General features: G+C 67.4%; 3 protein-coding genes. All 3 read left to right on the plus strand.

All coding sequences use genetic code 11. The features are described from left to right. Positions 1–169 precede the first annotated feature (169 nt). The 3 genes from AC0Z2B_RS31210 to AC0Z2B_RS31220 all read left to right on the plus strand — a co-directional run bounded on the left by AC0Z2B_RS31210 (position 170) and on the right by AC0Z2B_RS31220 (position 7,443). Positions 170–796 carry a response regulator gene (locus tag AC0Z2B_RS31210; RefSeq protein ID WP_476301904.1) on the plus strand — a complete coding sequence of 209 codons (627 nt, stop codon included), beginning with the start codon at positions 170–172 and terminating at the stop codon, positions 794–796. Further along, positions 793–4,362 (plus strand): transporter substrate-binding domain-containing protein, encoded by a 3,570-nt coding sequence (locus tag AC0Z2B_RS31215; protein ID WP_476301906.1) that lies wholly within the window; start codon positions 793–795, stop codon positions 4,360–4,362. Before AC0Z2B_RS31210 ends, AC0Z2B_RS31215 begins: the two co-directional genes overlap by 4 nt. 132 nt (positions 4,363–4,494) lie before the next feature. Then, on the plus strand, positions 4,495–7,443 hold the full coding sequence (locus AC0Z2B_RS31220) for an HD domain-containing phosphohydrolase (protein WP_476301908.1): 2,949 nt from the start codon (positions 4,495–4,497) through the stop codon (positions 7,441–7,443). Positions 7,444–8,203: the final 760 nt, after the last annotated feature.

Genomic DNA, 8,203 nt, shown 5'->3' on the forward strand with positions numbered 1-8,203 from the left:
ACCAATGACACCCTTGACACTTCACAAACCCACAAACCGGCGTATTCTAAAACTTCAATCTCTGTAGGAAATTTCCTATATAGCGCGGATGGCGCGGTTGCTTATATGCCACCCCCAACAACTGGGCTAATGTGCGCCTTTTCTTCATCGCCTGTATGGGAAGTTATATATGAGCACTGCCTTTATAGTTGACGACCACCCGGTCATACGCCTTGCCGTCCGTTTCATCCTGGAAAAGCAGGGCTACACCGTGATCGGCGAATGCAACAACGGCGTCGATGCCATGCAGATGATCCGGGAAAACCCGCCGGACCTGATCATCCTCGACATCAGCATCCCAAGGCTGGACGGCCTGGAGGTGCTGGCGCGCTTCCAGACCATGAACATCGGCTCGCGGATCCTGGTGCTCACCGCCCAGACCCCGCCGCTGTTCACCCACCGCTGCATGCAGTCGGGGGCTGCCGGCTATGTGTGCAAGCGCGAGGCGCTGGCGGAATTGAAAAGCGCCGTGGCCGCCGTCATGACCGGGTACAGTTATTTCCCCAGCACCGTGCTCAGCTCACCCAAGGTCGAACCAGGCCAGCGCGACGAAATTGAATTATTCAAAGGTGTGAATGACCGCGAGTTGATGGTGCTGCAACTTTTCGCCCAGGGCCACTCCAACAAGGAAATCGCCAAGGGCATGTTCCTCAGCAACAAGACCGTCAGCACTTATAAAAAGCGCCTGATGCAAAAACTGCAGGTGGCCTCGCTGGTCGACCTGATCGATATTGCCAAGCGTAATTACCTGGTATGAATACCCTGCCCCGTCGCCTGGCCGTGATCGGCATGTTGTGCTGCCTTGCCACCGGTGCTGCGGCGCAGGACACCCAACGGCTGGTGCTGCTCGATCACAATGACGTGCGCCTGGGGCCTGTGCTGCCTAACAACGAGGGGACGCCCCTGCGCCTGGGCGTGTCCGCCCCCGACTACCCACCCTTCGACATCAGCAACGCCCAGGAATACCAAGGGCTGAGCGCCGACTACGCCGCCCTGGTGGCCCAGGGCCTGCGCCGCCCGCTGACGGTGCAACGCTACCCCAGCCGCGACCAGGCCATCCAGGCCCTGAGCGAAGGGCGTATCGACCTGCTAGCCAGCGCCAACGGCTACGAAGCAGCCCGCAGCGGGCTGGCGCTGTCCACCGCCTACGCCCTCGACCGCCCGGTGCTGGTGACCCGCGTGGACGATGACCGCCCCCTGGACGACCAGCTGGCGGGGCGGCGCCTGAGCGTGGTCAACCACTACCTGCCGGCCAGCTACATCCAGGCGCACTACCCCAAGGCCCAGGTGCAGTATTTTCCCTCCTACCAGAATGCCCTGAACGCGGTGGCGTTCGAGCAGGCGGACGTGTTCCTGGGCGATACCATCTCCACCCACTACCAGATGGACCAGGGGCTGCTGAACAACCTGCGCATGGCCAACTTCAGCCGCGACGAACCCACGGGGTTCAGCTTCGCCCTGCCCGGCAACGACCCAACGCTGCTGAACCAGGTCAACAACGCCCTGGCCGCCATCAGCCTGGAGCAGCGCCAGAGCATCTTCCAGCGCTGGAGCGGTGCCAGCGACCTGCTGCTCACCGATCGCAGGCTGCAGCTCAGCCCCCGCGAGGAGCGCTGGCTGGCGGCCCACCCCAGCGTGCGGGTAGCGGTGGATGAGTCCTTCGCGCCGCTGACCTTTTTCGACCGCCACGGCAACCTGCGCGGCATCAGCGCCGACCTGCTGGAACTGATCCGCCTGCGCACCGGCCTGCAGTTCGAGATCCAGCGGGCCAGCGGCGTGGGTGACATGCTCGAGCGGGTGCGCCAGGGCCGCGCCGACATCATCGCCGCCATTATCCCCAGCGACGAGCGCGAGCAGGCCGTGCAGTTCAGCCGCCCGTACCTGAGCAATTCCTATGTACTGGTGACACCCGCCAACGCCAGGGGCCCCTTTGAGCTGGGCGCCTTCACTGGGCGCCTGGCCATTACCCGCGGCAACCCGCTGGTGCCCTGGCTCCGCCAGCATTACCCGCAGGCCAGCCTGGTGCAGACCGACGACGCCTTCAGCAGCCTCGACCTGCTGGCCCAGGGCCAGGCCGAGGCCGCGGTCAGCGCCCTGGTGGTGGCCCGTCACCTGCTGGCCTCGCCGCTGTTCCAGGACCGCCTGGCCATGCGCAGCACCGTCGGCACGGTGCCCGCCACCTTCAGCCTGGCCACGGCACTGGACGCCACCGAACTGGGCAGCATCCTCGACAAGGCCCTGCTGGGCATCGGCCCGGCGGAGATGACCGCCATCACCGCGCGCTGGCGCAACGCGCAGCCGGCCGGCAATGGCTACTGGCGCAACTACCACCGCCTGATCCTGCAGATTGTCGCGGCGGCGGGCGGGCTGCTGGCCCTGTCCATGCTGTGGATTCTCTACATGCGCCGGCAGATCCGCCAGCGCGTCGCCGCCGAACGGGCCCTGGGCGACCAGTTCCAGTTCATGCGCGCGCTGGTCGACGGCACCCCGCACCCCATCTACGTGCGCGACCGCGACGGGCGCCTGCTCAGCTGCAACGACAGCTACCTGCAGACCTTCGACGCCCGGCGTGAAGACGTCATCGGCAAGACCGTGGAGCAAGGCGTGCTGCTGGACGCCGAGCAGGCCCGGGCCTACCAGCTCGACTACCTGCAGGTGATGGCCCAGGGCGAGCCGCTACTGATGGACCGGCCGCTGCGCCTGGGCGAGCGCACCCTGAGCATCTACCACTGGATACTGCCGTACCGCGATTCGGCAGGCCAGGTACAAGGCGTCATCGGCGGCTGGATAGACATCAGCGAGCGCCGCCAACTGCTCGACGACCTGAGCCAGGCCAAGGACCAGGCCGACCAGGCCAACCGTGCCAAGAGCACCTTCCTGACCACCATGAGCCACGAGATACGCACGCCCATGAATGCCCTGATCGGCATGCTGGAACTGGCGTTGCGCCGCGCCGAGCACAACCAGCTGGACCGCGGCGCCATCGAGGTGGCCTACGGTTCGGCCCGTGACCTGCTGGCGCTGATCGGCGACATTCTCGACGTGTCGCGCATCGAAGCCGGGCACCTGGAGCTCAACCTTGCGCGCGCCCAGCCCATGCGCCTGGTCAGCGACGTGGCGCGGGTGTTCGAGGGCCTGGCACGCGACAAGGGCCTGCAACTGCTGGTGCAGGTGCCGGCGGGCGAGCAGCCGGACGTCACCCTCGACCCGCTGCGCTTCAAGCAGGTGCTGTCGAACCTGGTGAGCAACGCCATCAAGTTCACCGACCGCGGCCAGGTAACCATCGACCTGCGCATGGAGCCCGGCCCCCGCCCCGGCACCCGCCAGGTGCAGGTGCTGGTCAGCGACACCGGCATCGGCATCGCCGCCGCCGACCTCGAGCGCCTGTTCCAGCCCTTCGTGCAGGTGGACCCCGGCAGCCGCCGGGCCCGCAGCGGCACCGGCCTGGGGCTGATGATCAGCAAGAGCCTCGGCGAGCTGATGGGCGCCAGCCTCGCCCTCGACAGCCAGCCAGGCCAGGGCACCCAGGTGCGCCTGACCCTGGTGGCCGAACAGCTCCCCGCCCTGGCCAGCTCCCCCACACCTACCCCGGCACCCGCCGCCCAGCTGCACGGCCTGCGCGTGCTGGTGGTAGACGACCACCCCGCCAACCGCCTGCTGATGACCCAGCAGCTGGACTTCCTGGGCCTGAGCGCCACCACCGCCGACAACGGCGAAGCCGGCCTGCAGGCTGCCCTGGCCAGCCCGTTCGACGTGCTGCTGGTGGACTGCAACATGCCCGGCATGGACGGCTACGAGCTGACCCGGCGCCTGCGCCAGCACGAGCAGGGCCAGGGCCAGCACCCGCGGGTGATTTTGGGCTACACCGCCAGCGCCCAGCACCAGGAGCGCGAACGCTGCCTGGCCGCGGGCATGGATGACTGCCTGTTCAAGCCCATCAGCCTCACCGACCTTTCCCACGCACTGGAAACCATGACCGTGAACGCCCGAGACCACATCATCGACCTGAGCCAACTGGCTTCCCTGACTGGCGGCGACCCTGCCATGGAGCGGCGCCTGCTCGAGCAGGTGCGGCGTAGCTGCATCGACGACCGCGAGGCCCTGCTGGCCGCCAAGGGCAACGCCGCGCTGTTCGACCTGGCGCACCGCATCAAGGGCGCCGCGCGAATTGTTGCCGCCAGCGCCCTGACCCAGGCCTGCGAAGCCCTGGAAGCAGCGTGCAAGCGCCGCGACCCGCACGTTTCGCCCAACCAGGTGATACGGGCCATGGACATGCTCGAAAAGGCCCTCGCGCATCATTTGGCCAGCCCGTCACAGCGCTGACGCGCCGGGCTTGTAAAGCGTTATCCGGTTCGCCATTATCGGCTCGCAAGGGCTGCGGTGATCAGGCTCTGCACACCGCCGTGCCTCGGCTGCCGGGCACGCGGTGCACGCATCCTCAAGGAGTGATTCATGATGCCCAGGCTCACAGACCGCCGCTTCCCGCTGCACGTGCACATCAGCGCCATGTTCACCCTGCTGCTGGTGCTGACCGGCACCGTGCTGGGCCTGTTCAACTACCGGCAAACCTCGCAGATCATCCTGGCCAGCAGCCAGGCGCTGTTCTCGCGCATCGACCAGGACGTGCGCCTGGACATCGACCACACCTACCTGCCGATCCGCCACCTGCTCAGCCTGCTGGCCCTCAATGATGCGGCGCAGACGCCCACTTTGGAACAGCGCCTGGCCCTGCTCGAGCCCATGGCCCAGTCGCTGGTCGACAACCCCAACCTGGCGTCGCTGTACATCGGCTACGGCAACGGCGACTTCTTCATGGTGCGGCCGTTGCGCACCGACACCCTGCGCCAGCATTTCGAGGCCCCGCCCGACGCCCTGTACCAGGTGTGGAGCATCGAGCACGATGGCACCGGAGCCACCCACTCGCAGTCACTGATGTTCGACCGCGCGCTGAACTTGATCAGCCGCCACGACATCGCCGACGACCCCTACGACCCGCGCAGCCGCGACTGGTTTGGCCGTGCGCTGACCGACCGCGCGCAGATCACCACCGATCCCTACGTGTTTTTCTCCAGCCACGCCGTGGGCACCACCCTGGCGCTGCGGGTCAACGACCACGCGGTGATCGGCGCCGACCTAACCCTGGACGACCTCAGCGCTACCCTGGCCAAGCACCGGGTCACGCCGCACACCCAGATCGCGCTGTTCGACCATGAAGGCAACGCCGTCGCCTACCCCGACAACCAGCGCCTGATCACCCAGAGCGGCACCGCCCAGCTGGTCAGGGTCGCCGACCTGGACCCGGCCCTGGCGGCGTTGCTGGCCAACGGCAGCGGCAGTGACAACCGCCTGCACGCCAGTGGCCGCGACTGGGTGGTGGCGCGCAGCAGCATCGACCAAGGTGCGCCCGACGGCCTGCAACTGGCCCTGCTGGTGCCCGAGGACGAGCTGCTGGCCGACGCCTATCGCCTGCGGTGGCAGGGCGCGCTGGTGACCCTGACGATTCTGCTGCTGTGCCTGCCGGTGGGCTGGTTGACCTCGCGGTTGCTGGTGAAACCGCTGTACGCGCTGGTCAAGGAAGCCGACGCCATCCGCCGCTTCGATTTCAAGCGCCCACCGCCGCGCCGCTCGCCAGTGCTGGAGGTGGACCAGCTGACCGATTCCATGCACCGCATGAAGCAGACCCTGGCCAGCTTCTTCGAGATCACCGCCAGCCTGTCCGCCGAGACCCGCTTCGAGCCGCTGCTCAAGCGCGTGCTGCAGGAAACCGTGAGCCTGAGCAGCGCCCAGGCCGGCATCATCTACCTGTATGACAGCGCCAGCGGCGAGGTGCGCCCCAGCGGCCTGATCATCAACGACAAGCGCCGCAACCTGGCCAACTACGGCCTCGGCGCCCACGCCCTTGCCGCCGACGACACCCCCGAATGGCTGCGCACCCTGGGCAGCGAGCGCGACAGCGTGGTGACCTCCATCGGCTTCGACCAGGCCGGCGAGCTCAAGCAGGTCATGCTCAAGCTCGACAGCCCGCGCCTGGACCTGATCAGCGTGCGCCTGCACAACCGCCGCGGCGAGACCATCGGCGTACTGGTGCTGCTGCACCGCGACACCGGCAGCCGCAGCGACCTGGCCAAGTTCAGCCCCGACCGCATCGCCTTCATCCAGGCCGTGTCGGGGGTGGCCGCCGCCAGCATCGAGGGCCAGCGCCAGCAGGTGCACCAGCAGCAGTTGCTCGACGCCTTCATCCAGATCATTGCCGGCGCCATCGACGCCAAGAGCCCCTACACCGGCGGCCACTGCCAGCGCGTGCCGGTGCTGACCAAGATGCTCGCCCGCGCCGCCGCCGACAGCCAGGCCGAGCCGTTCGCCGCCTACCAGCCCAGCGAGGAAGAGTGGGAGGCGCTGCACATCGCCGCCTGGCTGCACGACTGCGGCAAGGTCACCACGCCCGAGTACGTGGTGGACAAGGCCACCAAGCTGGAGACCCTGTATGACCGCATCCACGAGATCCGCACCCGCTTCGAAGTGCTCAAGCGCGATGCCTGGGTCAGCTACTGGCAACAACGCGCCGAGGGTGGCGACGAACCCGTGCTGGCCAGCGCCCGCGATGCCGAGCTGCAGGCGCTGGACGATGATTTTGCCTTCGTCGCCCGCTGCAACCTGGGCGGTGAGTTCATGGACGCCGCCAGCCTGGAACGCCTGGCGCGCATCGCCCAGCGCAGCTGGTTGCGCACCCTGGACGACCGCCTGGGCGTGTCCTGGGAAGAAAACCACCGCCAGGCGCGCAGCCCGGCGCCTGTGCTGCCGGTGCGCGAGACGCTGCTGGCCGACCGCCCCGAGCACCTGTTCGAGCGCCCGGAAAGCGAACGCATGCCCGCCGACAACCCCTGGGGCTTCAACATGCAGGTGCCGGCCTACAAGTTCAACCGCGGCGAACTGTACAACCTGAGCATCGGCCGCGGCACGCTGACTGCCGAGGAGCGCTACATCATCAACCACCACATGGTGCAGACCATCCTCATGCTCGGCCGCCTGCCCTTCCCCAGCCACCTGCAGCACGTGGTGGAAATGGCCGGCGGGCACCACGAGAAAATGGACGGCAGCGGCTACCCGCGCGGCCTCACCCGCGAGCAGATGAGCCTGCCGGCGCGGGTCATGGCCATCGCCGACATTTTCGAAGCCCTGACCGCCGCCGACCGCCCCTACAAGAAGGGCAAGACCCTGGGCGAGGCGCTGAACATCATGGCCTTCATGTGCCGCGACGCACACATCGACCCGGAGCTGTTCGAGCTGTTCCTGCGCAGCGGCGTGTACCTGGACTACGCCCGCGAATACCTGCCGGCGCAGCAGCTGGACAGCGTTGACATCGAGCAGGTGCTGGCCAAGGCCACGTCCAAGACGCCGCGGTGAGCCCGGACGCCGCCTGCGGCAGCTGCTACGCAAAACGCCTGTAGCAGCGGCCGCAGGCCGCGTCCAAGACGCTGCGGTGAACCCGGACGCGGCCTGCGGCAGCTGCTACGCAAAACTCCTGTAGCAGCGGCCGCAGGCCGCGTCCAAGGCGCAGCGGTGAGCCCGGACGCCGCCTGCGGCAGCTGCTACGCAAAACTCCTGGAGCAGCGGCCGCAGGCCGCGTCCAAGGCGCCGCGGTGAACCCGGACGCCGCCTGCGGCAGCTGCTACGCAAAACTCCTGTAGCAGCGGCCGCAGGCCGCGTCCAAGGAGCCGCGGTGAGCCCGGACGCCGCCTGCGGCAGCTGCTACTCAAAACTCCTGGAGCAGCGGCCGCAGGCCGCGTCCAAGACGCCGCGGTGAGCCCGGACGCCGCCTGCGGCAGCTGCTACGCAAAACTCCTGGAGCAGCGGCCGCAGGCCGCGTCCAAGACGCCGCGCTGAACCCGGACGCCGCCTGCGGCAGCTGCTACGCAAAACTCCTGTAGCAGCGGCCGCAGGCCGCGTCCAAGACGCCGCTCTGAACCCGGACGCCGCCTGCGGCAGCTGCTACGCGAATGCGTGTACCCCGTCGCGGCCAAGGGCAGGCAAACGCCATGTCTAGTCCTGAAATAGGTTTACACCTCTTTCAGTCTCAAAACGCCCGATGCACCGCATCGGGCGTTTTGTATTTCAGGGAGAGATGTGGTCGCTCCCCGTTGTAGATCAGTACAGATTCATCCAC

Source organism: Pseudomonas sp. GYB4201 (assembly GCF_056312595.1).

Coding starts and splice junctions, on each gene's coding strand:
- AC0Z2B_RS31220 (WP_476301908.1), top strand. CDS start 4,495: ATGCCCAGGCTCACAGACCGCCGCTTCCCGCTGCACGTGCACATCAGC.
- AC0Z2B_RS31210 (WP_476301904.1), top strand. CDS start 170: ATGAGCACTGCCTTTATAGTTGACGACCACCCGGTCATACGCCTTGCC.
- AC0Z2B_RS31215 (WP_476301906.1), top strand. CDS start 793: ATGAATACCCTGCCCCGTCGCCTGGCCGTGATCGGCATGTTGTGCTGC.